Origin of the sequence: Tardiphaga sp. 37S4 (assembly GCF_021044645.1) — a bacterium.
Lineage (GTDB): Bacteria > Pseudomonadota > Alphaproteobacteria > Rhizobiales > Xanthobacteraceae > Tardiphaga > Tardiphaga robiniae.
In genome coordinates this window covers 511394-538290 of the sequence record NZ_CP088008.1, presented here as the reverse complement: position 1 = coordinate 538290, position 26897 = coordinate 511394, and the positions used below count along the sequence as shown (strand labels likewise).

The window sequence follows — 26897 nt, the reverse complement described above, 5'->3', positions numbered from 1 at the left end:
TTCAGCTACCTGTCTTTTGCAGATATGCTTCGTGTTCCGGATGTCGTCTCGGCGTCCGACAGAGCGCGACGTCCAATGCTTCATCGACAATGTCGGGCAGCTCCGCGTGCGGGTCTGTAGTCCGGAAGGTCACGTAACCATCGGGCCGAACCAGCACGGCGCCGCCCTGCGCGAGCCCGTACAGCGCACGGAATTGTTCGGACGGATCGTCCAGGTCACCGCTTGCGCCGATCGACCAGGCGCCGCCCCGCAACTGCCGAGCGTCGATGGCCTGCATGAATGGAGCGTGCCAGACCTTGAACTCCGGCGTCGTGAACAACGTGAACTGCCCGTAGCCGATCAGATCGATGGTCGAAACGGGCTGTCCGCCGCGCTCCAGCCAGATGTGCGGCGCGCGATGACCGGGGCGGCCATCCGGCGTGTAGTCGATTACCGAAAACGGCGGAGCCGACGTCCCGTCGCTGACGAAGGCTCCCCTTGGATAGACGTGGCCAAAAGTCTGGCCAAGATAATCGAAATGCTCCCGAAGGCTCGGCACGACGTTGCGAATATGAGCTTCCGCCGCATCGCGGCCATCGCCGTCGAGGCTCCTCGCCATCGCGCTGTCAGCCGTCGCCATACCGGACAAGCCAAGCTCCGCCATCTTCAAGGCATTGGCGACACTTTGCTCGATGTTGATCTGCGCAATCGGCCGCCGCTCCGTATTGTAGCTGTCGAGCAGTGCGCCCGGCGCCCGTTCGCGCAACACCAGCGCCAATTTCCAGGCGAGATTCTGAACGTCTGCGATCCCTGTATTCATACCTTGCCCGCCCGTCGGCGGGAGCGGATGGGCCGCATCGCCCGCCAGGAAAATCGGTCCCGCATTCATGCGGTCGGCCAGCCGCGCTTGCATCCGCCATGGCATGATCGAATGGATTTTGATGTCGATGCTGTCGAGGCCGATTACTTCGTGCAGGATGTCGGCGCAGCGATCCGGCGTGAAATCAGCTGCCGTTTCCTTCTGCTCATCGAAAGCGAAATTATAGGTCCAGCGACGGCGCCCATCGAGCGCGATCAGGACCCCGCACGTCTGTGCATTATAGATCCACCACAATAGATACGGGCGATCCTCGACCAGCGACCACAAGTCGGCTTCGAAATAGATGCCGATCTGGCGTCCGATCCGGCCGCGCCCGGACATTTCGATGCCGGTCTGTCGGCGAACCAGGCTGCGCGCGCCGTCGGCACCAACCACGAAGGGAACGGCGATTTCGAACGCGCCATCCGGACCGATGCCGACCAGACGCACGCCATCGCCTTCACGCGCAACGCTTTGGATCTCGGTTTCGAAGCGGAGCTCGATATTCGGATCGTTGCGGACCGCTTGCAGCAGGATCGGCTCGAGGCGATCCTGCGGACACGATGCGCGCAAGCTGGGACTAGCGGCGCGATGGGCTGCATCGCGTTCCGTTACACCGCGCGTGCGCAGCACCGCAACTGCAGGCTCGGCGAGCCGTCGCAGGAAAGCAACGCCCTGGTTTCGGTCGGCTGGAAGGCTTTGGGCCACGATGGATTCTTCCAGCCCCAAAGAGCGAAAGATCTCCATGCTGCGCGCATTGACGACATGACCACGGGGATGCGTGGACGTCGTTGCATTCTGTTCGTAGACGATCGTCGCTATGCCCTCATGGGAGAGCAACAAGGCGCACGTCAGCCCCACAGGACCCGCGCCGATAACCGCAACGTCAGGCATCGCTTCCTCCGGCATGACGCGTTCTAAGCCGCATCACCTTCATTGACTGACAGTCAATCCTTAGATTGACTAGCAGTCAAGCCGTATCTCATAGGCTTTGCGGTGCATCATCTGCGCCGAGGACGTGCGCTTGCGCCATTACGACGGGAAACAGCTGCAGGGATGCGGTGATCACACCATCGGGCAGCACACGCCGCCCCTGAATCCACTCCAGGACCAGTTCGTCGTAGAATCCAAGCCACGCCCTCGTGGCGACGACAAGCGGCTCTGAAGGCTCTTCGATGTTGAAAAAGCCGAGAACCAAGTGGATGGCATTGCTGCGGGATTTTTCCCAGATAGCCTGAATGGCGGGCGTGCCTCCGCCGCGCGAGTGAAACACATAGTCCGCCCGCCGCTGGCTGACGGCGTCCATATGGCTTACCAAGAAAGCGCGAAGTTTCGCGTTCGGTGTCTTCGGCCGCCGCGTCGCTTCGATGTGAAGCAGATCGAGGCGATCGGCGGCGACCTGCGAAACTGCCTCATAGAGCTTCGCCTTTGTCCCGAAATAGTGAAAGACAAGACCGTGCGCGACCCCGGCCCGGCGGGCGACTTCCTCAACGGGTACATCTTGAAACGAGGTCTTCGTAAAAAGACTCGTCGCGGCGTCGATGATCTTCCTTCTGGATTCGATACTTCCGGCCTTACTGCTTATTTGCTTCATTGATTTGACCGCCCGTATCACTCCGACATCGCCTATCTCGACCGCATCTACAATGCGAAGTATTTGCTCTAACAGAAAGCAACGGAAAGACTAGATCAGCCCAGCTGTTTCTTAAACGTCCAAATGGCGCCAATGACTTGCCTTTCGCTCTTATCGATACCATGTTCGATTGCCGACAAAAATAGTGTCGAACTCACGCTACTTCCCGGTATCGGGCCCTACCCTCCACCCTATGGAATCCCAAGCAGACCATCGACGTGGTTCGCGCCGGGAAGCGCCACGCGTCTGCCTATGGAAAATTCAGATCAACGATAGCTGCTCTGATCTGCGAACTTAACTTCACGAGCGGCTCTAGTAATGGCTCCACCCATCTGCTTGCGGGTTCAGCCGAGGTAGCGCTAACATTGACGACTTAGATCGGACGTCCTTCGACGACGATAGGGGTTGAAGGTGCCGTCACGTCGGGCTGCCACGTCGCAAAACAATAGTTGTGCCGTTCAATACTCGCGGCGGCCTCCATTATTTCCCGCTCTATTGCTGGCCAGCGTTCTCGCCCCTTTGCGACCAGCGAAGGTGTGAGACTACGAGCCAGGAGAAAAGTGTAGTCGACCCAAATCCCGGCGGCGCGAAACCTGGCGGCCGCAGCTAAGCCGGGGATCGCGATCCCGCCGATCGGATAAGGATACGAAACTTGCGGATCTGTTATGCGCGACTACGTCTCGCGCCACTCGAGTTGCAATATCTTCCGAGGGATCAGGTGCCCCCGTAGCCCGCGTCATGATTTCCAAATCCGTCGCTACGAACACGAAGCGACCGTTCAAACTTGGCGTTTGCGAGATACGCGCGCGTCGCCAAAAGTTGAGAAAACAGCGGGGCCACACGTCATCTCTTCTGCCACTTTCGCGGAGAGGCGGTCGTGCTCGTTTTGGCAGTAGCGCTCGCGCCTAAGACAGCTTCCTTACGTCGTGCGCGTTTCTGAAACCATCATCCCTCACGCTCGGCTTTTATTCCGGGATGATGGTTATGATTTTCGACTTCGTCCATCTGGCGTCGCGTTCTATGTTGGCCGCCACCAAAGGCGCTTGCTCGGCTGCGATAGGCGGAGAGAAGACGTAGCCCTGCACGAAATCGCAATCGAACGCGGCGAGCAAGTCCACCTCCGTCGCCATTTCGGCCCCTTCGGCGACGACACTCATTCCCAGCCCATGCGATAGAGCGATCATCCCACCGAGCAGCTTACGTTTCTCGGGCACGGTTGCAATGCCGTCCACGAATGTCCGATCAATCTTCAGACAATTGAATGGAAGACGCGTCAAATAGCCGAGCGAAGAATAGCCGGAGCCGAAATCATCAAGCGCCAGCTGGACGCCCAATTTCGATAAGGCTGCAAGCGTGCTACTGACTTTCTGCTTGGTATGATCGACAAACAAATTTTCAGTCAGTTCCAGGCAGAGCAGTTCTGAAGGAAGGCCGGTCTCTGCGAGCACAGTTGAAACTACTGCCTCAAAATCCCCACTCCAGATTTGAGCCGGAGAAACGTTCACCGAAATGGATCGTGGCGGCAATCCGGCATCTAGCCAACTGCGCATTTGCTTGCAGGCGTTGCGTAGCACCCAATGGCCGAGATCAACAATGAGACCAGTACTTTCCGCAATGGGAATGAGCTCCGAAGGTGCAATCGGCCCCCGCTCAGGATGATCCCAGCGCAGTAGCGCTTCGAAACCACTTACGCGGCCGGTCTTCAAATCGACTTGTGGCTGGTAATGTGCTTCGAGGCCCCCAGTCTCTACGGCGTGGCGGAGGCGTCGGCCGAGGTCTAGCCTTTGATCAGCCGCCTGAGCGTAAATAGGCTCAAAAAGCTGCGCTCGGCCGCGTCCTGCCTCTTTGGCCATGTAAAGCGCAAGGTCTGCGTTGCGAGAAGCTTTCTCCGCCGTTGCCCCATGTTCTGGCAAGACAGCAATGCCGATGGTGGCGCCAATGCAGGCCTCGCCTTCGGCGAGTTCGACGGGGACCGATAACTTAGCGATAAGCCGATTTGCTAGGATGAGCAGCGCTTTGGCAGACGTGGAGGGCTCGTCCGTCAGCACGGCAAATTCGTCGCCGCCGATCCGGGCAACGAAAGCTTGCGGACCCAGCTCTTGTCTCAGGACATTCGCGACGTGGATCAGCAAGCTGTCGCCAGCGGAATGACCGAGGGAATCGTTGATCTCTTTAAATCGATCAAGGTCTATTAGTAACAGAGCGTCGTGTCCGTTTTCCGAGATCGGCTTCTCGAAAAGACCGGCGAGTTTACGCTTAAAGAGAGCGCGATTGGCAAGTCCTGTCAAAGGATCGGTATAAGCAAGCAGCTCGAGCTTGCGCTCAGCTTCTTTGCGATCCGTGACATCTTGAGCAGTGCCAACTATGCCGACAATCTCTCCGTGAATAATCTCCGCTTTGCATATGACGGCCAGATCGCGCGTCGTGCCGTCAGCGTGCACAATTCGTATGTCTGTGGCTTCCGTCTTGCTGCTGCGAAGAATGCGCTTCTGCATGTTCAGAAGACGATCGGCATCGTTTTCTAGAAAATAAGGCCTGGTACTCTCATCGGTTGGTTCAAAGGTGGTAGGGTCCAGGCCAAGCATTTGATAGAGTTCAAGCGACCATACCGTTCGGCGGGTGTCCAGTCGGTGATTCCAGGTTCCTATTTTGCCCAGGCGATGAGCATCTTCCAGAGCGTGGGTTCGCTGGTCGAGCAACGCGCGGGCTGTTCTGAGCTGTGTGATATCGCTCGCCGTGCCGCGATAGCCTAGGAATGTCCCGTCATCGGCGAAGATCGGCTTGCCGCTCGTGCAAATACTGATCCGCGAGCCATCATTCCCAATCGATGTGTAGACAAAGTCACGGAAGGGGCGCTGGGCTTCCATGTCCGCCCTGTGCAAGGCCATGGAGCCTTCTTCTTCGGGTGCATAAGATAGCTCCCAGCGCGCCTTTCCGCCGGAAGCTACATTTTGTAAGGCTGCATTTCCATCAAGTGACTTAGGATAGGGAAGCAGCCGATGGTCGGGGCCAGTCTCCCAACACCAGTCCGAAGCGGTACTGACGAAATCCGCGAGCCGCTGTTCGCTCTCTGCCAAAAGTCGTAGGGCAGAAGTTTCCGGGGTTACGTCCCGGACAACGCCGAACACCCGCTGAACCTGACCGTTCGGGGCGAACTCTGGTTCGCCATGCACTACGCAATCAAGCTGAGTGCCATCGGATCTGAGAAGTTTCGTCTGTATCGCAAATGGCTGACCCTCCGCCCAACATGCTGAGTAATGGGCCGCTAAAACATCGCGGCTTTCGGGTAGGTAACGCTCTCGCATTGCAGCAATGGGAGCGGAACCATCGGGAGTTTGGAAGTCGTAGAGGGAAGCGAATTCTGCTGATTCCCAGAAATTGGCCGCAGTGGCGCTGTGCGACTCCCAATACCATACGCGAGCCATCCTCATCGCGCGATGCAGCGACCGCTCCTCATGCCAGCGCCTCCGCGCTTCTGGTGCGGGAGGCTGCCCCAATGACAATCTACGAACGGCCATCTTTCCCCACCAAGACGAACGCGCACAATAATAGAACTAGCTTGGTAGCATGCAGCCTTAAACGATTTGAGCGGATGATGCGTCGGTAGGGGCGCGCCCTGCATCTTGGTATAATTTGGGTAAATAGCAGCTGAGAACGTCGAACTGGATTCGGCACCACCTTCCGACCGAACGGGTGTTGCGCCGGTACGTGTGCAAGAAGATATTCCGCAGTGAAGGTTTTGCGACTCTCAGAGAGTTAGGTGTCCGTTTATCCCGCACGTCACGACAAGGCTTCTCGCCGCTTGCGCATCGGATGCCATGCTTTCGAAGGGAAGGGGTACCCATCGCTGCGCCAAATCCTATTGGTGCAGCGCCCCTGGCCGAGGTTTGAGCCCGCCGCCCCCACGGCGGGCTCGTCATCAAGCGTCTCGACCGCAATCGAGATGAATGTCCCTAACTACGTCATGGCTCGACGTTAGCCTAAAAGCCGACCGCCAATTTGGGCTCTTCCAAAATGGGAAGCCGCGCCGCCGGCGCACCGCTCAGAGGGGGAGGATCATCCTCCTCATCGAGGTCTCTCAAAGCACTCAGGATGCGTCCCACCGGGATAGCGGTCGGTGAACCGGGAAGTTGCCTGAGCCACGGACTATTCTCGACGGCAAATGCGTCGGACGCCCATGCCGCCAGCACGCAGCGCTTTTCTAGGCTTGAGAGGACCGGGTTAGCGAGCACCTCTGACGGGTCGCTGTAGGTTGCTGCCAGAAGTGAATTTGCATGAATGTCGAAGAGTGTCTGGTTCGATTTCATGGTCGCCTCCTTTACTCCTTTCTGTTTAAGACGGCGACGAGCGATGTAGAGCGGTCGGCCGGCAGGTCAAGAACATCGCCCTGGCAGAAGCCCAAAAAAATTTGCGACGCCCCCTTGAAACTTTCTCGCAGTTTTTTTTATTTTAGTGCTGCTGGACGCCAGAGGTCGGGTCCAGTGTGAGGCGGACGCCGGGGGTGTCCGGCGCCTGCTCATACCCATCTTGCTCATTGGAGGATTTGGCTATGAAGACTTATGACTTTGCTCCGCTTTGGCGCTCAAGCATTGGCTTCGACCGCCTGTTTGATCTTGTGGATGCCGCACAACGCGCCAACGAGGACAGTTTTCCCCCATACAATATCGAGCGTGTCGGTGACGACCGATACCTCATCTCCCTGGCTCTGGCGGGTTTCTCGCCGGACGAGATCAGCTTGACGGCAGAGCAGAACGTTCTGACTGTCGAGGGCCGCAAAGGTGAACAGAAGCGTGACTTCCTTTTCCAGGGCATCTCCGGTCGCGCGTTCAAGCGGCAGTTCAACCTCGCCGACCACGTCCAGGTAACCAGCGCGACTTTCGAGAACGGCCTTCTGCAGATCAACCTGATCCGCGAGATTCCCGAGGCCATGAAGCCGCGAAAGATCGCCATCAACGCTGGCCCGCGCTCAAACGTCGAGCAACTTGAAGCCAAGGCGGCCTGACGCCTATTCGATCACTTTGTGCAATCGTTCCGCGACGGCTTCGGCCGTCGCGGATACGCGCGATATTCGAATGGTGCGCTGATCGTTCGTGAAATCGCCAGGAGACAGGCATGACGCAGTTCGCATTTCCAGCCTTGGCCGCTGGAGAGGGCCTCACAAATTATCTTACCGCGATTAAGCAGTTTCCTCTCCTCAAACCTGAAGAGGAGTTCGCCTACGCCAGGCGCTTACGCGAAGACGGCGACAGGGACGCTGCCTATCATCTTGTGACAAGTCATCTCCGTCTGGTCGCCAAATTGGCGATGCGCTATCGCGGCTATGGGCTGCCTATCGCCGACGTCATTTCGGAAGGCAACATCGGCCTGATGCAAGCCGTGAAACGATTTGATCCGGCCAAAGGGTTCAAACTTGCGACCTACGCCACCTGGTGGATCAAGGCGACGATCCAAGATTACATCCTGCGTTCCTGGTCGATCGTCCACATAAGCGCCACTTCGACCCAAAAGCGGCTGTTCTTCAACTTGCGTCGTCTAAAGAGCAAGATCGCAGCTCTTGAAGACGCCGACATGCAGCCCGACCACGTCGCAACGATTGCGCATCGCTTGAACGTGCCCGAGAGCGAGGTGATCGATATGAATCGCCGGTTCCTCGGGGACATGTCGCTCAACGCAACGTCAAGAGAGAATGACGAAGAGGGAGCCGAGTGGCAGGAGCGCCTGCCTGATCCCACGTCTAATTTTGAAGAGGATGTCGCGGAACGCAGCGAGCCAAACTGGAGGCGGCAGATCCTCAGGCGAGCACTCGACCAGCTGAAACCGAGGGAGCAGCGAATTATCGAAGCACGATGGCTATCGGACGCCCCGCTTACACTTGATGAGCTGGCCGCAGAATTGAGCGTGTCACGGGAGCGGGTACGTCAGGTAGAAGCCAGAGCGCTGGAAAAGGCCCGAACATATGCAGCATCGCTCTTGAGTGTTGACTCGTAGTGAACGTCGATGTGCGCAGGCTCGCCACACTCCACATGTTCATGCCAATCAATCACAACCAATGAGAGGGAGCAGGGCGCGAGTTACTGCACCATCAGCATGAAATCCGTCTCTCCTACGATGCGGATGGTCGCGCCATTGGCGATCATGCTTTCCGCCTTGCGGTGTTTCGAACTCTTTTCCTGCCCCTTCGTCAACCGCAGATCCTGGTCTCCGACCACGAGAATCGTCGTTTTCTTGGTCACGCTGTCGGCGACATCGCAGCCGGCCGACGCGGCGGCGCTGGCAGCTTGCTGTCGCGCGATCTGAAGCGCGCCCGTGAAAACAACCGTTTCGCCTGCAAGCGTGCCATCAGACAGGCCGGACTGAGCGACTTTTTTGCCGGCATAAGCAGGCGCCTGAATGCGACGCGGAGATGTATCGACCGTCGACGCGTAACCTATGTCATCAACCCATCGATGCAGCGGTGTTCCGCTGGCCTCTATCGCGAGCAACATCAACATTCCAGATGCTCGTGCGTCATCGACGGCCTGATGATGCGTAAACTCGATCCCGAACGATTTGGTAAGGTTCGCAAGACCGTAGCCGCCGTTCCCTCGAAACTGATCCCAAGTCCGTTTCGCGGCTTGGCAGGAATCCACCCAGGTGCACGGTAGCCCGCCCGTCCGGTATCGCCCAGCAGCGCGCGCAAGCGCTGTGCGATCGAAAGGGCTGTGGTGGACTATCACTGCGTTCTCAAGCGCGGCGGCGATGACCGGAATAACCCGCGCCATATTCGGCTTTCCGGCGACCTTTTCGGGTGTAATCCCGTGGATTCTGATGTTGGCCGGGTCGAAGGCGTCCTCGGGATCGACCAAAATGTCGAGAGACTTGAAGACCGCTCCGTCTTTGAAGTGGACAAGCCCGACCGAGCAGATACTGCCGAAATCGGCATTTGCCGTCTCAACATCCAATGCGATGAAATCCTTGACCATCCCCGAGCTCCCCAGCTTGTCTGGATCATTACCCAAGGGCTGGATGAGGACAATGGTCGTTAGCCTGAAAAGCCTTACGATGGCTTCCACAGGGCAGGTATACGGAGGTGGAATCAGGCTGTTTCCCGGTACGGGTATTTGAGCAACGTTATCTGTGATATACTTTCGCCAGAGAATGGGGCCTGCGTTGAATGCTACATCGAACAGTTCAATACGACGTGCAAGAGGTCCAGCCGGGGCTTTGGCGCTGGAACATTTATCCAGGCAATCGCTCGGTACAAGGGCCGGTCAAGTTTCGCTCGCGTGAGCTAGCTGTGGAAGCATGCCACGGCGAGATCAATGACGGCATTGAACGGACGCGCCAGCAGGCAGCTCGGCGGTAGTAGCTCGACCTATCGAGCTCGTGGATCAATCGGTGACTTCTGCTTCCAGGACGTCCTCTTGGCTTCGGTCGCCGTCAGAGCGTAACGTTGCTCGGTAACGACCAGGCGATAGGCCGTGATGTCGATGGAAGAGCTTTGAAAACGCGGCAGTGGTCTCATAGCCGACAGAGGTCGCGATCCGTGCGATCGCCTCGTCGCTTGTTTCAAGCAAGAATGCGGCCTCCGACATCCGGCGTGCGATCAGATAACTGTACATGGACTGACCGACGAGCTTGGTGAAGCGCGCCGAAAACGCCGAGCGACCTAGACCAACCCGCTGCCCGAGGTCATCAAGAGTCCAGGGCCGATCCGGTCGTTCGTGGATCAACCGAAGTGCCGGTCCGATGTGCGGGTCCGCCATCGCGCCCAGCCACCCGCCTTCTCCGGGACCAAGCGACTTGATCCAGTTTCGCAGAACCTCGACGAAGAGCACTTCTGTTAGTCGTGACAACGCGACGCCCTGGCCGGGACGCTCACATGCCGACTCGCTCACCATGCGTCGCAGAATCGCCTCGAGCCACGCGCCATCCTCCGTGGGCTTCAGGAGAAGCACGGGCGGGAGTAAGTCCAGCACGCTGCCGCGTGAGGGCCGCGCCACGGTGAACTTGCCGCAGATCATCGTCGCATGCGGCTGCGCGTTGCCGCCGTGACGAACGACGCCACGATCCGCGGCCGATCGATCGAAGTCGAGAACCGAAAATGGCGTCGTTCGGCGATCCGAATAAATCACATGGGGCTCGCCCCGCGAGATGACAACACAGTCGCCCGCGTCCATGCGGAGTTCTGATCCCTGTTCGAGCGCGAGGGTCGCTGAGCCACGACTGATATAATGAAACATGGCGTACGGGCGTTGTGGCAACGCCAGATTCCAGGGATGGCCGAGCTCGAAGTGGAACAGCAAAGTCCCCCCGAGGCGCACGCGGTCGAGTACTTCGGCGAGGATGTCCATGGCGGCGATGCTAATCTCGCGGACGATCCGACGCAATACTTGGACGATTGGGCTCTACCGTCCAAGACATCTTCATATTAGGTCCTGCCGAAGCGCGCGGACGCATCGTGCAGTCATCCATTTCCGAAGCGGCAGATGGAAGACCCGTGACTTTGCTGGATCGCCTGCCCATCCCCGACCTCGCGTCGTTCGTCATCCAACAGGAGCCATTCATGCGAAATCTTCTGCTTTCAACCGCCGCCGTCCTCATGGCCGGAGCGGCATTTGCCGCCTCCGCCCAGTCGGCCGAACTGCCCAAGGGGGCCGCTCACAACATCGTGCTCGTCCATGGTGCTTTCGTCGACCAGACGAGTTGGCAGCCTGTTGCCGACATCCTCACCAAGAAGGGCTACAACGTCACGCTCGTCGAAAATCCGCTCACCTCCCTTGCCGCTGACGTCGATGCCACCAAACAGGCCTTGGCGAAGCAGAACGGTAAGACCGTTCTCGTCGGCCATTCCTGGGGCGGCGTGGTGATCACGCAAGCCGGCAACGACCCCAAGATCTCGGCGCTCGTCTACGTCTCCGCATTCGCGCCCGACGTGGGACAATCTCTGGCGGATCTCGCCAAGAGCGGTCCTGCGACCGAAGGTGGTGCGGCGATTCATCCGGACGACAAGGGCAACCTCTACATCGATACGAAGGTGTTTCCGTCAGCCGTTGCGGCCGACCTTCCTCCGGAGATCGCCGCGCACCTGGCTAACTCGCAGCTTCCGTTGAATCACGTTGCATTCGAGGCGCCCGTCAACATTGCAGCCTGGCGCGACAAGCCGACATTCTATGTCATCAGCACGAAGGACAAGGTGATCGCACCCGAGGCCCAGAAGTTTTTCGCCGGCAAGATGAAGGCTCAGACGACGGAAGTCGCCGCCAGCCATGCTTCGCTCGTTGTTCATGCGAAGGAAGTCGCGGCGGTGATTGAAAAAGCCGCGCTGGTGAAGTGACAAGACCGCTCCCGGCGCATGCGTGCCGGGAGCGCTGCACTGGTCCCCCACTTGTTACTTCATGCCAAGCATCCGGAGGATGATATGACTGCACTCGACATCACGAGCGAGGACGCCACGCTTGAAACGGCACCCACCCGCTACATCGAAGGCCGCGGAATCCGCTTCGCCTATCGCCGCCTCGGCCCATCGACCGGAACGCCGCTGGTGCTTCTGCAGCATTTCTCCGGCAACATCGATGCGTGGGATCCCGCCGTCGTCAACGTCCTCGCCGCCGATCGCCCTGTGATCGCCTTCGACAACGCCGGAGTCGGTCGCTCGACCGGTCAGACGCCCGACAATGTCGCGGCGATGGCACGCGACGCGGTCGCCTTCATCAACGCGCTTGGCATCTCCGAAGTCGACCTGCTGGGCTTTTCTCTCGGCGGATGCGTCGCCCAGCAGATCGCTGCCGAGCACGGACGTCTGGTCCGCAAGCTCATCCTCGTCGGGACCTCGCCCAAAGGCGGAGAGGAACACCTGCTAGCGGTTCTCCAGGAGGCGTTTTCCCAAACCGATGCGCCCGACCCCCGCCTGCCGCTGTTCTTCACGACGTCGTCCGCCAGCCGCTCGTCCGGCCTGGCGTTCCTGAAGCGGACGCAGGTGCGCAAGGACGACAGGGACACCGACAACGGCAGCGCGGTCACCGATCCGCAAGCCAAGGCGCTGATCACTTGGTGCGCCACACCTGATCCCGAGCACGCCATGCTGCGCGCCATCCGCCAGCCCACGCTTGTGGTCAGCGGTAGCCACGACACTATGCTTCCAGCAAACAATGCCTACGCAATGTTCAAAGAACTCAGTAACGCGCAGCTGGTCCTCTATCCCGATTCAGGCCACGGCGCTCTGTTTCAGCACCACGAGATCTTCGTCAGTCACGTCCGGACTTTCCTGCACGCGTAACCGGCGGCCGCATGATCCCCGACGAGAGGTCGGCGCGATCATACGCACTTTATCCATGAGTATTATTTCGGAGGATAAAATGAAAATAGAGAAAGTCGAAGTCGAACGTTTCAGCCTTACGAGCTCAAAGCCATTCGATGCCGTTGTGGCCACGCTCAAGTCGGCTGTTGGGCAGCCCGACATAGTCGAATTTTTCAACGTGTCGAGGGCGGCAAATTCCTTCTCGGAATTGGAGCGGGTTGTGCAGGGCGCGCTCGGCCGCACGGGTTTGATGCTCTTTGCGGAATTCGACTTGGGCGCCGTTCTCCGTCTCGAATCTGGTGCAGATGGGCCCAACAGTATGCGTTTTGTGGTGGGCAATCCGCTCATCATGAAAGAAATGGTCAAACACGTACCCGATGCTGGATCTTACGCTCCAGTTACAATCCTCATTGATGAACGTCCCGATGGCGTACATCTCTCCTATGACAGAATGGAGAGCTATCTCTTGCCATATGGCAGCGCAGAAGCACTCGCCGTCGCCCGCAACCTCGATGCGAAAATCACGACCTTGCTGCGCGAATGTGCAAACTAAAACTTCCCGATGACGTTTCGGTCGGTGGAAGTGAGCGTCTCAAAGCGGCAGTCGCGCGACGCGAGAACGCAACTTCGTGACGCGAGCGAGACGAATGGCCATTAAACCTGGAAGAGAATTCCGACATGTACAAGAAACGTCTTGCCCTCCTCATCGCGACGGCCCTTTCGACAATGGCTGTCACGGCTGCTCCTGCCGCCAGTGCTGAGCCGCTGGATGCCGCGACCCTTAACACAATCAAATCGCAGTTTGGCAGGCTCATGGAATTGGCCAACAACCACGATTTCAAGGCTCTGCATGAGATGTTTTGGCAATCGCCCTCCACCCTGTTGGTGGCGAAGAGCGCGATCCCGTCCGAGGGGAGCTGGGCCGGCTTTTGGGGCAACCAAGCGATTGATCAAAAGCTGCATGACATCGGTAGCTCCGGTCCCGTCGTGCTCGAGCCAGATTATTCGAAGCTCAAGATTGTCGGCCTAACGCGCGACGTAGCAGAATCCTATGTGCCGATGAACATTACGGTCTCATATGCGGGACAGGATGGAACAGCCAGGCCATTTCTGATGATCATTAATTGGCTTCGCATCGGGAATGACTGGAAGGTCACCTCTGAGATTATTCTGCCGGTGCCGCCGACACCCGCTGCGAAGGGCTAGGAGCGCCAAGCACCTGCTAAGCGATCTCGTCGAGGAGCTCAGGTCGGCTATGACCCAGTCTTCTCACATTTGCGGCAGACGCTCTAGAGATTCAGCGTCCGCTTTGCGCCAGAAGCAGTCATAGGCACAGCTCTGCACCTTAAGTCAGCAGCCCGAAAGCGTGGTTACCCCTGGCGTCGCCGTGGCACCCGTGGCATTGGCAGCCGCCATCATGCCGGGAGCGGCAAGGTTCATCGAGACGGTCTCGTTGCAGGCCGTCGCGTTCGGTGTAGGCATCGTCGCCGACGGGGCGATACTGGTGTCGCCGAGGATGGCAGTCGGCGCCTCAAGCGTGCCGGGTAGGACGCTGGAAATCAGCGGAGTGGTGAGCGGCAACGATGAGGGGTCGCTTGGGCTGGTATTCCCGTTCAGAACACAGCTGCTGGAGTCCAGCGGGCTACCAACCGGCGTGGTCGGGGTGGCCGTACCGGTCGCGCTACCGAGATTCGTCGTCGAGATCGTTCCCAGGGCGGCAGCGGGCGTCGCTGCACTTGGCGCTGTGGTTGGCGCGCAATTGATAACGGTGCCCAGCGTTGTTGGGTCCGACGCCAGCGGCACCGGAGCCAAGCTGGTATCTGCCGCCCCCGGAAGCGTCGCCGCGGAGAACGGACTCGGGCCGTTGAGCGGCGAGGAAACCATCGTACCAGGAGTGGTCGGAAGCCCCATCGACGTCGAGCCCATGGTCGAGACCTGCGCCAGAACCGCGTCGCAGCCTAACAGCGATAGGATCAAAACGCCCAGCAGTCGCACCATGGCTACGTTTCCTTTCTTGCTCACGCCGCCTGCTTGTGGGCCTTCACCTTCTGACCTTCGGCCAGATTCACCATGGGATTCAGCACCACCTGGTCGCCGGCCTTGATGCCATTGCGTACTTCGACGGAGGTGCCGAAGTCGCGCGCGATGGTGATCTTGTGCATATGGACGATGCCATTCTCCACAACGGCCACTTGCGTGCCATCGGCGTTGAAGATCACAGCATCTGCGGGCACGATAAAAGCAGACGTCTTGCGAGGAACATGCAGATCCACGGTGCAATAGACGCCCGGGCTGAGCGCCCCGTCCGGGTTGGGGATGTCGACTTCGGTCAACAACGTCCGGCTGCCGGGCTGCAACGCAGAAGCGATCCGCGTGACCGTGCCGTCAAACACCTGATTGGGAATTTCCGGGACGTGGACGCTCGCTTTCACGCCGGGAGTCACACCGAACGCCGCGTCCTGCGGCACGAATAGCTGAACACGGATGACGTTGCTGTGCATCAGCGTATACATAAACGTGGATCCGGACTGAACCAGGCTGCCGTTATCGATATTGCGCTGGGTGATGACGCCGTCAAACGGCGCGACCACGCGCTGATAAGCCTTCTCCTGCGTGAGTATCCGGATCTGCGCCTCTTGCGCGGCGATGTTGGACTGCGCAACTCCGACCGCCGCCTGCTGGGCCGCCAGTGTCAGCCGGTCGTTGTCGCCCTGCTGCAGCGTCAGCCAGCCCTGCTTCACAAGCCTGCTGTCCCGGCCGTTGGTGGCGTCCGCCAGATCGCGGCTGGCCTGTGTCTGCTGCAACGCGGCCTGGTTCTGCTTCAGCGTGGCCTGGGCCTGAGTGATCTGATGATCGAGTTCCGGCGCGGTGATCTCGGCCAAAAGGTCGCCGGCCTTGACCCGATCGCCAATGTCTACATAGCGCTTTTCAACATAGCCGCTGGTGCGGGCAAAGATATTCGCCGCTTCGAACGCCGTGGTGGTGGCCGGCAGCGAGATGTCGTTGCTGCCGGTGCTGTCACTGATAACCGCGACCTTCACGTCCGGGACCAGATCGCGGAGTTCCTTTGCTGTGTCCGCAACGGCTTGCTGCGCCTGCTCATGCCGCCGGAAGCCGAAGCCGAGACCGCCGCCGAGTAACAGCAGGACCGCCAGAGCCAGCATCAGCCGGGCCTTGGAGCGAGGCCGCACCGGCGGCGGATCCGCCTGCCGATTCACCACGGACGGCCCCTCCTGCGTCCGCGCCTCATGCAACCTCTGAATCCCGGTCATGAGCTAGCCTCCTCAAAGACGCCGTGTTGCGGCTGGCCGTCGACACGTTTGCGCAACAGCGAAAACAAATACGGCACGATCAATAGCGTGGTCGGCGTCGCAAACAGCAATCCGCCAATCACCGCGCGGGCGAGCGCTGCATTCTGTTCCTCCCCGGCGCTGCCGATCGCCATCGGAATCATGCCGACAATCATCGCCGCAGCGGTCATCAGCACCGGCCGGATCCGGGTGTGGCCGGCGCGGATTGCGGCCTCGAACGCAGAATGCCCTGCGAGTTGCTGCTCGCGCGCGAAGGTAACCAACAGAATCGAATTCGCCGACGCCACGCCGACCGCCATGATCGCGCCCATCATCGACGGCACGTTCAGGGTGGTACCCGTGATGAACAGCATGGTGACGATGCCGGCCAGCGTCGCCGGCAGCGCTAGCATCACGACGAAGGGATCGCTGAAGTTCTGGTAGTTCACCACCATCAGGAGATAGACGAACACAGCAGCGAACAGCAAACCGATGCCGAGATTGACGAAGGCATCGTTCATGCTCTGGATCTGCCCCAGTACAACAATGCTGTTTCCGGGCTTCATCTCCTTCTGCAAATTGGCCGTTACCTTGTTGATGTCGGCGGAGATCGCGCCGAGGTCGCGGCCCTGTGCGCTTGCATAGACGTCGTAAACCGGCTGCACGTTGGCCTGGTTCAGGTTGGTGGGCAGCGGCTCGCGCTTGAAGGTCGCGACGTTGCTGAGCATTCCCGGCACCGGCTGGCCGCCAACGGTCAGCGTACTCGACACCGGCGTATTGCCGTAGGCGTTGAGCGAATTGACTCGGTATTCGGGTGTCTGCACGGCGAGATAATAGGGAATGCCAGATGTCGGATCGGTCCAGAAATTCGGCGACACCTGCGACGAGGAACTCAGGCTGACATTGATATTCGTCGCGATCGTACTGGCATTGAGTCCCAGCTGCGCCGCGCGGGTACGGTCGATCTCGGTATAGAATGACGGCGCGTCAGTTTCCTGCTGAAGATGCGCATCGACAATGCCGGGGATCGCCGCGATGCGCTCCCGCAGCTTCTGCGCGATAGCAAGGTCACCAGGATCGTAGCCTACGGTTCGGACGTCGATCTGCGCCGGCAGCCCGAAATTCAAAATCTGCGTTACGATATCGGCAGCCTGGAAGTAGAACACCTCTTCAGGGAATGCGGCCGGCAGCACTTCACGCAGCCTGCGGACATAATCCGCCGTAGGCTTGTGACCTTCTTTGAGCTCCACCTGAATAATGCCGTCATTGACACCGATGGTTGAGCCGTCGGTAAAGGCAAGATTATAGGGTCGAGCAGGCAGGCCGATATTGTCGACGATCAGACTACGCTCGCTCTCCGGAACGATCTGGCGGATCTTGTCCTCCACCTGCTGAAAGATTTTTTCGGTGGCGTCGATCCGCGTGCCGGCAGGGGCGCGAACGTGGAGCTGGATCTCGCCGCCGTCGATCAGCGGGAAGAAATCGCGGCCGACCGAGACCAGCATGACGCCGCCGAGACCGATGATTAGCACCGCAGCCACCGGAACGGCGACGCGATTCTTGAGCAACTGGGTTAGCAGCGCGACGTAGCCAGTACGCATTCGTTCGAAGCCGCGCTCGAACGCACCCGACAGCCGCGCGAACAGCCCCGTCGGATGGCCATCGTCTGGGCCGTGCTTTTCGTATCGCAGCAGCAGTCCGATGGTGATCGGGGTGAGCGTCCGCGACAGGCCGTAGGATGCCAGCATGGCGAATACGACCGCGAGGCCAAGCGGCGTGAACAGATATTTCGCGGGGCCATCGAGGAACACCACCGAGGTGAAGACGCAACTGATAGCCAGCGTCGAGACCAGCGTCGGGATCGCGATGCCGGCTGCGCCATGCAGGGTCGCATCCGGCAACGCCATGTGCTCCTCAGTCAGAAGCCGATGCGTGTTCTCGATCGTTACCGTGGAATCATCGACCAGAATGCCGACCGCAAGCGCGAGGCCGCCGAGCGTCATCGTGTTGAGCGTTTCGCCGAGGAAATACAACACGACGAGCGACGACAGAATCGCCAGCGGGATCGAGATCATCACCACAAGCGTTGAGCGCCATGATCCCAGGAAGAGCAGGATCATCAGCGCTGTCAGGCCGGCGGCGATCGCGCCTTCGTGCAGCACGCCCGTCACCGATGACTTGACGAATACGGACTGATCGAACAATTCGTTGATCTTTAACCCGGCGGGCGCTGCTGCCCGCGCCTGTTTAAGCACATCCTTGACTGCGTTGACCACAGTCAGCGTCGAGGCGTTACCGTTCTTGATGATACTTAACAGCACCGAACGCTGGCCGTCCTGGCGCACGATATTTTGCTGCACTGCCGACGCGTCACGAACCTGGGCAACGTCCTTCAGAAAGATCGTCGCGCCGTTGACAAACTTGACCGGGATCATGTTGAGGTCAGCGATGCTGGCGGGCGTCGCGTTTGTACGCATCGTATACTGCTTGTCACCGATCTTGGCGGTTCCGGTCGGCAGCGTCAGGTTCTGAGTGTTGACCGCGTTGACGACATCAAGCGGCGTCAGTCCGCGCGACAGCAGCTTGTCAGGATCGAGATCAACCATAATCTGGCGATACTTGCCGCCAGCCGGGGTAGGTAGCGTCACGCCATGCACCGGCGCCAGCTGTTGCCGGACTCTGTAGATGCCGAAATCATACAATTGCTGTTCGTTGAGCGTATCGGAGTTGAGGCTGAGCTGCAGCACCGGAACGCTGGAGGCATTGAACTGCACCACGATTGGCGGCTGGATGCCAGGCGGCATCAGCGCACGGATCGCATTTGTAGCCGAAACGATCTGCGAAATTGCGAGGTCGAGATTGACGTCGGGTTGGAAGTAAATCTTCTGAATCGAGAGTCCGTTCAGAGTTTGTGCTTCGATATTCTTGATGCCGTTGACGTTCGCGCTGATGGAGTACTGACTGTAAGTCGAGACCCGATCTTCCATCTCAGGTGTCGAGAGACCCGTATAGCTCCAGATCACCGTTACGACGGGAATTCGGATCTCTGGAAAGATGTCGGTCGGCATCGAGCGGATGGCAACGCCGCCGAGAAACAGAATCAGCACCGCCACCACGTAATAGGTATACGGAAATCTCAGTGCAAACCGCACAATGCCCATTGCTCGCTCCAAGATTGTCCGTACGTGGAATAACTCTGCGACTGCCCCTAAGCGCCGCGTGAAGGCAGAACATCAGCACCGGCAGATGTTCAGCGACTTGTCGAGCTGCTCGTCCAGCAAATGCTGCTGCGCATCGAACTTCGAAAGTCGCTGCTGTTCGTCCGCGTTCGCATCTTCGTCTGACAGAAAGCCATTCGGGGTCGGCTGGGCATGCCCCACCGGAGCCGACAGGGGTTTCGATGCAACGATGGATTCACGGGCCATCGCGGCATTCGGAGCTGCTGCGATGGCGATCAACGCGATGAAGACTGCCGACACTACTGGCATGAGATTTGAGCGCATTGGATCATTCCTTCCTTGACGTCCGACCGGATTGGCAATCCAGCGGCGCGCGACTGTTGGGTCTTCGGAAGACATAATGATGCGATGCGGCGGACCAACTAAATAACGATTTAGGAAACGGCGCACCGAGCAACGAACAGCGATCTCGCGGCGATGTGATCGCGGTCTAGACCTTTATCTCGGAAGCGTCAGGAAATCCGATTTCGATCACGCACCCCGCCCCCGAAAAGATCGTCAACCGAAAGCCGTGCAATTTGGCAATCGTGGCAACAAGAGTGAGGCCAAGCCCAAGACCTGGTGTCTTGCGAAACGCATCGGAGCGATAGAACCGCCGCAGCACCGCACTGCGCTCGTCTTCGCTTATCCCCGCGCCGGTGTCCGTGATGCGCAGGATACTCTCGCCGTCGCCGGACACGGTCGTGATCTGGACCTGCCCACCCCGCGGCGTGAACTTGACGGCGTTATCGACCAGATTGGCGATCGCCTCCATCAGCAGGTCACGATCTCCCTCGACGATCGGGGTATGAACGATATCGGTGCGCAGTGTGATGCCCTTGTCTTCGGCGATCGGCGCATAGAGATCGCGGACCTCTTGCAGCAGTTCCTCCAGTGCGACTTTGCCGAATCCGATGGAGCGACGGCTGTTCTCGATCTCGGCCAGCCTCAGCAGCGCCGCGGCAATCGCCAGCGACTGGTCCATGCTCGAGATGGCCTTGTCGACCACAGATCGCAGTTCGGGCAGCGTCCTGGCGTTGTTCCGGCCGCGCTCCAGGGCCAGGCGTGCCCGGGTCAATGGTGTCCGCAGGTCGTGCGCGATGTCATTGCCGACTCCGGCGATCGTGTGGATCAGCGTTTCGATCTCGTCCAGCATGCTGTTGACCATGCCGGCTAGCTGAGTGAACGGATCGCGACCGCGATCAACCGGGAGCCGTTCGTGCAGACTGCCCGCCACGATGCGCTGAATGCGCTCATTAACGCCGGCGATCCGACGTTCGGCACGCAGACTGAGCAGTGCGCCCAGCGCGAGGCATAGCAGCAGAGCCGGGATCAGACCGAGAGCCAGAGCCTGGCTGACAACCATCGACAGCTGAATCGCCTCATCGACATAGCGGCCGATCACCAATATCTCGCCGTCCGGCAACTGCTGGCCGATGGCCTGAACGGTTAGTTGCTCCGGGCCAGCGGGGCGCGGCCTTATGATCTCGACGGTCTGCACCGTGGCGTCCAGCCGCAGCATCGCCGGCGGGCGCTCGAGATTGCCGGCGACCCGGCTTCCATCCGCCCGGAACAGGCCGACGAAATGCACGTCGCGCGAATCCTCGCTGAGTTGAAGATGAAGCGCGTCGAGCCTGCTTTCATTCGGCAATGCCGCCACCGTTTGCAACTGCAAGGCGATGACATGGTCGGAACGGGTCACCAGCAGACGGTCGGTCTTCCAATAGATGAAGCCGAACAGGACCAGCACGAACAAAGAAAGCGCGACAGCCGCGACCGTGGCGGCGCGGAAGGTTGAACTACTCGCAAACTCGGCCAGATTCATCGCGTGAGCGGCCCGTGAGGGATATTTGGGCCGCCAACATAACGGATTTCCCGCGCTTGCGCGATTCGTCATCGTTCGCCGGAATGCCGCAATTCAATGCGTTGCCAGCGCCGGGGCGCGGGTGTGACGTCGATCGTGCGAAAGCTTGCGCGCCGCCGACTGCACCTTCTCGAACGCCCGCTGTTCGATCTGGCGGATCCGCTCGCGCGACAGCCCATAGTGCTGCGCGAGGTCTTCGAGCGTATCCGACTCGTCGGCGAGATAACGCGCCTCGAAGATGTGCCGCTCGCGCGCATTGAGTACGTCGATCGCACGCACCAGAACCTGACGCCGATGATCGATTTCGTCCTGCTCGACCGTGATCAGCTCTGGTGTGGGCGCCTGGTCGATCAGATAGTCCTGCCACTCGGCGGCGCCCTCGTCATCATGCACCAGTGCGTTGAGCGAAGCATCACCGCCGAGCCGACGGTTCATGTCGACGACGTCCTTCTCGGGCACGCCCAGATCGGTGGCTATCAGGGTCACCTGGTCGGGCCGCAAGTCGCCGCCTCCCAGTGCCGAAATCCTGCTCTTGGCCGAACGTAGCTTGAAAAACAATTTCTTCTGACTCGTGGTGGTGCCGATCTTCACCAGCGACCATGAGCGCAGGATGTAGTCCTGGATCGCCGCACGGATCCACCACACCGCGTAGGTGGAGAAGCGGAATCCCTTGTCCGGGTCGAACCCGTCAAGGGCCTGCATCAGGCCGAGATTGGCCTCCGACGTGATCTCCGACAGCGGCAGGCCGTAACCACGATAGTTCATGGCCATCTTGGCAGCGAGGCGTAGGTGGCTGGTGACAAGTTGCTCGGCTGCAGCACGGTCGCCGTGATCGCGCCAGCGTATCGCCAGCACGTATTCCTGCTCGCGCTCGAGCATCGCAAAACGCCGGATGTCGGTTCGGTAATTCAGGGCGCTGCCGGCTGCCGCGGGCGATCGAAGCCCGATCGGAGCCGCCAGGCCAGACCCCGGTGTGGAATACTCCGTCGACATTCCATCGGTATTCATGTCAGCCCCTCCGCTATGATTGATCTGTTGCTGATCGATGTCCGGGGCCGATGTCACGGCCTTTGCGGACGATCCTGAGAAGATAGCCGCGGCGATCACGGGAACCATTAAATTACAGGTTAGGGATATAAATTCGAATTCAGCTTCGGCTTGCGGCAGGAACAAAGCCGGCGTGACTTGGCTTCCGCAACATCACGCCGGCGATCCCTTACAGGACGGTTCGTCAGCTGCAGCCGGCAACCCAAGGATAATGGTTGGGATGCAGCGGGCCGTAAACATACGGACAGCTATAGCCGTAATCATCGTAGTAGCCCGGGAAGCCGAAGCCACGGCCGGTATGTCTGACGAGGTGATGTCCGGCAAAAGCGTGCGATCCGAATCCGCCTCCTGCGAAACGCTGGCCGCCGATTCCGCCGAGATGCTCGCCGCCGATTCCACCCACATGACCGGCGGCGATGCCTGCCATATGGCCGCCGCCGACCCCGGGTCCGAAGCCGCCCATGTGACCACCACCGAAGCCGCCGCCAAAGCTGCCCATATGGCCGCCACCGCCGCCCAAACCACCACCGTGGCCACCACCTCCGCCGCCGCCGCGCGCGTCAGCGGCGGTGGCCAGTAGACTCAATGCCAGCGCAACCGTTGCGAATACCTTGAATGTACGCCCTTTCATGATCTCATCCTTTCCATCGATGCCGCTGTTGCCGTGAACACCCATCCGGCGTCGAGGCAACAGCGCGATCTACGAAACATGGTGAGCGGACACCGCGAGGCGATTAAAATGCGCTTTAGACAAATCACCTTTCCGGCAATGGACAGGCGATCTCCGCGACGCAGCCGGGACCAGTCGACAGCGTCAGCCGGAATCCATGCAGCTTGACGATCGCGGAAACCAGGCTGAGGCCAAGCCCAGTGCCGATAGTCCTGCGACTCTTGTCGGAGCGATAGAACCGCCGCAGCACTGCTTCACGCTCGTCTTCTCCAATACCGGGTCCGGTGTCCGATATTCTGACAATGACATCGCTGGGCCCTCGCACCAGAGCCAACCGGACGCATCCGCGGGGCGGTGTGAACTTGACCGCGTTATCCACCAGGTTGATGATAGCCTCCTGCAGCAGATCGCGGTCGCATCGGACAATGGCATCGTCCTCGACATCGACGCGCAGGCTGACCTGCTTGTCTTCAGCGATCGGTTCGTAGAGGTCGCAGGCCTCACGTAGTAAACCCGCCAGCACCACATCGCCAAATCCCCTGCGGTCGCCATAATGCTCGATCTCTTGGATACGTAGCAGGCTGGTGATAATGGTGAGCACTTCGTCCACGCCAGTGACCGCGCGGTCGGCGACCGCCTGCAGGTCCGCGACCGTCGAGGCATTGGCGCGGCCGCGCTCGAGGCCAACGCGGACACGGGTCAGCGGCGTGCGCAGGTCATGCGCGATCTCGTTGCCGGTCCCTGCCATTTCGGTGACCAGCACCTCGATCTCGTCGAGCATGCCGTTGGCGATGATGGCCAGCTTATCGAAGGGGTGGTCGAGGTTGGCCGTGGGAAGTCGCTCGCGTAGGTCGGCATCGATAATGCGCCTGACCTGTGCATGGAGTTCATCGACACGACGCTGCACCCGCAGGCTGAGCACGCCACCGATCGCCAGACTAAGGGCGCCCGCCACCGGCAGACCGAGCAGCAGGGCGCGGCCGATCGCTGCCGCCAGTTCCTTGAGTTCGCCGCTATGGCGGGCGATGACCAACACTTGGCCGTCAGGCAAGCGACGACCGATGGCGCGCACGGACATCGACTCCGGCTTATGCGGATCGATCCTGATCACCTGCGTCGCATGAATCCGCGCGTCGATCGCCAATTGCGGCGGGATATCGCGCAGATTGCCGGCAATCCGTTTTCCGTCGGCGGTGAACAGACCGGCCAACCGGGTCCGACGCGGATCCGCCGCCAGGCGGTCCTCGATGGCGATGACCCTGCGCTCCGGCACGTCCGAAGCGATCACCTCGCTCGCCTCCGCGATCGAAGCGTCCATGTCGGCCCGCATCGAACTGCCAGCCTCCCAGTACACGAAGGCTGAGAACAAAAGAATGCAGAGCGCGATCGCGATGGACGTCCACCGGAACGTCGTCGTGCGGACGAAATCAGGAAGGCGCACGAAGAATAAATCCTGCGCCGCGGACATTGTGGATCATCGGCGGATCGCCCGGCGTGTCTACCTTGTGCCGCAGCCGCCCCATATGAACGTCGACAAGATTAGTGTCCGGGACGAATTTATAATTCCAGACCTCCTCCAGCAACATCGCCCGCGTCAGCAGCTGCTCGTTACGCTGCATCATGTATTCGAGAAGGCGGAATTCCCGCGGCAGCAATTCGATCTCCCGCTCGCCACGCCGCGCTGTGCGTTCGATCAGGTCGAGTTCGAGCGGTCCCACCCGCAACATGGTTTCCCGCGTTTCGATCGGACGGCGCAACAGAGCCTCGATCCTCGCCACCAGTTCGACTATCGCAAAAGGCTTGGTCAGATAGTCATCGCCGCCCATACGTAATCCGCGGACGCGATCATCGACCGCTCCGAGCGCGCTCAGGATCAGTACGGGCGTGCGAATTTGGTCATGCCGCAGCGCCTCGACGATGGTGAGTCCGTCCATTCCCGGTAACATGCGATCGACGATCATCAAGTCCGGCTTGATGAAGCGGGCCTTGTCGAGTCCTTCGATGCCGCTCGCCGCATGTTCGACTTCGAAGCCGCGCTGCGTCAGTTCGGCCGCGAGTTCCTCAGCGGTCTCAATGTCGTCCTCGATCAGCAGAATCTTGGTCATCTGGAGTATCTCGGGCACCGTTTGATCTGAAGACACGACAAGGTGCGACCGCGCCGTAGCATAGCGGAAAACGTCGTCATTTTGTCGAAACTCGGTCATTTCGTCCATCCGGTCGGTACAAGCCTCACCGCTGCGACAGGGACCAAGGATCCCGGGATCGCGTACGGCGTTGCTCCGGCATCGGTATGCCGTGTCGCCATGATCTGCCGGGCCAGGCCGCGGAGCTTTTCTTCGTGTCCGTAGCGGAGCACGGCCTGCGCCAGGTCGATTGCGTCCGGCCCTCGCGATACCAATCCCGCAATCACATCCTGATCCCTACCCGCCATCGGCCGGAGATTGATATCAGCGACCATCTTGTCGGACGCAGAACAGCTGTTGAGAGCGAGCGGACTCGCTCCAATGAACGCGGCTGCAGTGGCCGGGCGACGCTCAATCGCTGCCGATTGAAACGGCGGCGACTTGTGCGGCGGACGCGCCACCGCAAATGCGGTTGCAGCAAGCAACAGCGATACCCCTAGCGAGATCGCACCTTGTCGAACGAACGACGTCAGAATTCCAAGCATCGACCCACCTGCGAGCGCCCCTTACTGATGCAGCAGTCATCGGAACGCGCCGAGCCGGACGGCGGACCAATGGCCACAACATCTTCGGAAGGCTTGTGTTCTTCAATTAAATACGAATTTAACTTGCGACGCAGCGACGTCCCATGCGCAACGATTGCCGGCCAGACACCGCCATCGCCCCCCGGCAGCGGCCGAAGCAGAGCGTCGGTCGATTCTTAAATCGCAATTTAATCGCTCCGCGGGCTTTCTTCGCTATCTCGACCTTCATCGGCCGGCGCTCATTTCGGCGGAGGCATACGGAGGGATTCCCTTGCCAGCAGTTTATATCAATCGTGTCGCAACGGCTGTGCCGCCTTACGACGTTCATGACGCCTTTCGCCGCTTCGCACAGTCTACGCTCCATCTGGCCAACCCGCGTCAGGCGCGGCTGTTCGAACGCATGGCCGACAAGTCCGGTATCGAGCACCGCTTCTCGTGCCTTACGCCGAGCAATCGACCGGAAGGCGACCATTTCGATGCCGGCGGCTTCTATGCCCGTAGTGGTTTTCCCGATACGGCGACGCGGATGGAGCAGTATGAGCGGCACGCGCCCGAACTGGCGCAAGCCGCCGTCGATCGCCTGCATCTCGGAGCAGATCGTGACCGCATCACGCACTTGATCATCACCAGTTGCACAGGTTTCTCCGCGCCCGGCCTCGACCTCGATCTCATCGCGCGTTGCGAGCTTCCAACGACGGTCGAACGTACCGTTATCGGCTTCATGGGCTGCTACGCCGCCATCAATGCCCTGAAGCTGGCCTATCACATCGTCCGCTCCGAGGCGTCGGCGCGCGTACTGGTCGTGAACCTCGAACTCTGTACGCTGCATCTCAAGGAAAACGCCGATCTCGAGCAGATGCTCTCGTTCCTGCTGTTCGCCGACGGTTGTGCGGCAAGCCTTGTGAGCGCCGAGCCGTCCGGCATCGCGCTCGACAGTTTCCGCGCCATGCTGGTCCCCGATACCCGCGATCTGATCACATGGAACATCCGCGATGCCGGCTTCGACATGGTTTTGTCGGGACGCGTTCCGGCCGTTATCCAGGACGGCCTACGGCGGAGCGCCGATGAAATCCTGGCTGGAGCGCCCGCGGCGGCGATCGACCTGTGGGCGGTGCATCCCGGCGGCCGGACCGTTCTCGACGCGGTGGAGCGAGCCTTCGCACTGGCGCCGACCGCGCTGGCCGCGTCGCGCGACGTACTGCGCCGTTATGGGAACATGTCGTCGGCAACAGTCATGTTCGTGATCGAGCGGCTGATGCGTTCGGGCGCACGCGGCCGCAGCGGGTGCGCGATGTCGTTCGGGCCCGGACTGATCGCGGAAACCATGCTTTTTCGAACCGCGGCCTGACCT

Annotated in this window: 22 protein-coding genes; 7 read left to right on the top strand and 15 right to left on the bottom strand. The window is 59.9% G+C overall.

Annotated elements, in window-relative coordinates; translation table 11 throughout:
* Window position 1: 1 nt before the first annotated feature.
* The 4 genes from LPB73_RS02545 to LPB73_RS02530 form a co-directional block, all read right to left on the bottom strand.
* Window positions 2-1732, bottom strand: coding sequence for an FAD-dependent monooxygenase (locus tag LPB73_RS02545; RefSeq protein ID WP_231079507.1), 1731 nt, complete (start codon window positions 1730-1732; stop codon window positions 2-4).
* Window positions 1733-1820: 88 nt separating this feature from the next.
* On the bottom strand, window positions 1821-2432 hold the full coding sequence (locus LPB73_RS02540) for a TetR/AcrR family transcriptional regulator (protein WP_120286742.1): 612 nt from the start codon (window positions 2430-2432) through the stop codon (window positions 1821-1823).
* A 1004-nt stretch (window positions 2433-3436) separates the two neighbouring features.
* Window positions 3437-5989 carry a sensor domain-containing protein gene (locus tag LPB73_RS02535; RefSeq protein WP_231079506.1) on the bottom strand — a complete coding sequence of 851 codons (2553 nt, stop codon included), beginning with the start codon at window positions 5987-5989 and terminating at the stop codon, window positions 3437-3439.
* Window positions 5990-6451: 462 nt separating this feature from the next.
* Window positions 6452-6778 (bottom strand): hypothetical protein, encoded by a 327-nt coding sequence (locus tag LPB73_RS02530; RefSeq protein WP_120286740.1) that lies wholly within the window; start codon window positions 6776-6778, stop codon window positions 6452-6454.
* A 242-nt stretch (window positions 6779-7020) separates the two neighbouring features.
* Between LPB73_RS02530 and LPB73_RS02525 the strand changes: the two genes are divergently transcribed.
* Together LPB73_RS02525 and rpoH (LPB73_RS02520) are read left to right on the top strand one after the other, a co-directional pair.
* On the top strand, window positions 7021-7473 hold the full coding sequence (locus LPB73_RS02525) for an Hsp20 family protein (RefSeq protein WP_231081045.1): 453 nt from the start codon (window positions 7021-7023) through the stop codon (window positions 7471-7473).
* A 110-nt stretch (window positions 7474-7583) separates the two neighbouring features.
* Window positions 7584-8459: an RNA polymerase sigma factor RpoH gene (gene rpoH, locus LPB73_RS02520; protein ID WP_231079505.1), complete on the top strand. Its 876-nt coding sequence runs from the start codon at window positions 7584-7586 to the stop codon at window positions 8457-8459.
* Window positions 8460-8542: 83 nt separating this feature from the next.
* On the opposite strand, the gene LPB73_RS02515 is transcribed toward rpoH (LPB73_RS02520), so the two are convergent.
* On the bottom strand, window positions 8543-9433 hold the full coding sequence (locus LPB73_RS02515) for an exonuclease domain-containing protein (protein ID WP_231079504.1): 891 nt from the start codon (window positions 9431-9433) through the stop codon (window positions 8543-8545).
* Between the two features lie 408 nt (window positions 9434-9841).
* Window positions 9842-10804 carry an AraC family transcriptional regulator gene (locus LPB73_RS02510; RefSeq protein ID WP_231079503.1) on the bottom strand — a complete coding sequence of 321 codons (963 nt, stop codon included), beginning with the start codon at window positions 10802-10804 and terminating at the stop codon, window positions 9842-9844.
* Window positions 10805-11016: 212 nt separating this feature from the next.
* Here LPB73_RS02510 and LPB73_RS02505 point away from each other — a divergent pair, with 212 nt between their 5' ends.
* From LPB73_RS02505 to LPB73_RS02490, 4 genes are all read left to right on the top strand, one after another.
* Window positions 11017-11787: an alpha/beta hydrolase gene (locus LPB73_RS02505; RefSeq protein WP_231081044.1), complete on the top strand. Its 771-nt coding sequence runs from the start codon at window positions 11017-11019 to the stop codon at window positions 11785-11787.
* 84 nt (window positions 11788-11871) lie between these two features.
* Complete coding sequence (locus LPB73_RS02500; RefSeq protein ID WP_231079502.1) at window positions 11872-12729, top strand: alpha/beta fold hydrolase; 858 nt, start codon at window positions 11872-11874, stop codon at window positions 12727-12729.
* A 79-nt stretch (window positions 12730-12808) separates the two neighbouring features.
* Entirely contained in the window at window positions 12809-13303 is a 495-nt protein-coding gene (locus LPB73_RS02495; RefSeq protein ID WP_231081043.1) for a DUF302 domain-containing protein, read from the top strand.
* A 125-nt stretch (window positions 13304-13428) separates the two neighbouring features.
* Complete coding sequence (locus LPB73_RS02490) at window positions 13429-13956, top strand: hypothetical protein (protein WP_231079501.1); 528 nt, start codon at window positions 13429-13431, stop codon at window positions 13954-13956.
* 144 nt (window positions 13957-14100) lie between these two features.
* On the opposite strand, the gene LPB73_RS02485 is transcribed toward LPB73_RS02490, so the two are convergent.
* From LPB73_RS02485 to LPB73_RS02445, 9 genes are all read right to left on the bottom strand, one after another.
* A complete protein-coding gene (locus LPB73_RS02485) occupies window positions 14101-14748 on the bottom strand; it encodes a hypothetical protein (protein ID WP_231079500.1) in 648 nt (215 codons plus the stop codon).
* 20 nt (window positions 14749-14768) lie between these two features.
* The gene (locus LPB73_RS02480; RefSeq protein WP_231079499.1) at window positions 14769-16022 is read right to left on the bottom strand and encodes an efflux RND transporter periplasmic adaptor subunit; all 1254 of its coding nucleotides are present in this window, start codon (window positions 16020-16022) and stop codon (window positions 14769-14771) included.
* Window positions 16019-19201, bottom strand: a complete 3183-nt coding sequence (locus tag LPB73_RS02475) for an efflux RND transporter permease subunit (RefSeq protein ID WP_231079498.1) — start codon at window positions 19199-19201, stop codon at window positions 16019-16021. The genes LPB73_RS02480 and LPB73_RS02475 overlap by 4 nt, the downstream gene beginning before the upstream one ends.
* Before the next feature lie 72 nt (window positions 19202-19273).
* Window positions 19274-19618, bottom strand: a complete 345-nt coding sequence (locus LPB73_RS02470; protein ID WP_231079497.1) for a hypothetical protein — start codon at window positions 19616-19618, stop codon at window positions 19274-19276.
* A gap of 91 nt (window positions 19619-19709) precedes the next feature.
* Window positions 19710-21083: a sensor histidine kinase gene (locus LPB73_RS02465; protein WP_231079496.1), complete on the bottom strand. Its 1374-nt coding sequence runs from the start codon at window positions 21081-21083 to the stop codon at window positions 19710-19712.
* Window positions 21084-21176: 93 nt separating this feature from the next.
* Window positions 21177-22130 (bottom strand): RNA polymerase sigma factor RpoH, encoded by a 954-nt coding sequence (gene rpoH, locus LPB73_RS02460; protein WP_231079495.1) that lies wholly within the window; start codon window positions 22128-22130, stop codon window positions 21177-21179.
* A 223-nt stretch (window positions 22131-22353) separates the two neighbouring features.
* Complete coding sequence (locus tag LPB73_RS02455) at window positions 22354-22800, bottom strand: hypothetical protein (protein ID WP_231079494.1); 447 nt, start codon at window positions 22798-22800, stop codon at window positions 22354-22356.
* A gap of 124 nt (window positions 22801-22924) precedes the next feature.
* Complete coding sequence (locus LPB73_RS02450; protein ID WP_231079493.1) at window positions 22925-24307, bottom strand: sensor histidine kinase; 1383 nt, start codon at window positions 24305-24307, stop codon at window positions 22925-22927.
* The gene (locus tag LPB73_RS02445) at window positions 24267-24944 is read right to left on the bottom strand and encodes a response regulator transcription factor (RefSeq protein ID WP_231081042.1); all 678 of its coding nucleotides are present in this window, start codon (window positions 24942-24944) and stop codon (window positions 24267-24269) included. The genes LPB73_RS02450 and LPB73_RS02445 overlap by 41 nt, the downstream gene beginning before the upstream one ends.
* 873 nt (window positions 24945-25817) lie before the next feature.
* Between LPB73_RS02445 and LPB73_RS02440 the strand changes: the two genes are divergently transcribed.
* Entirely contained in the window at window positions 25818-26894 is a 1077-nt protein-coding gene (locus tag LPB73_RS02440) for a type III polyketide synthase (RefSeq protein ID WP_231079492.1), read from the top strand.
* The last annotated feature ends 3 nt before the right edge of the window (window positions 26895-26897 follow it).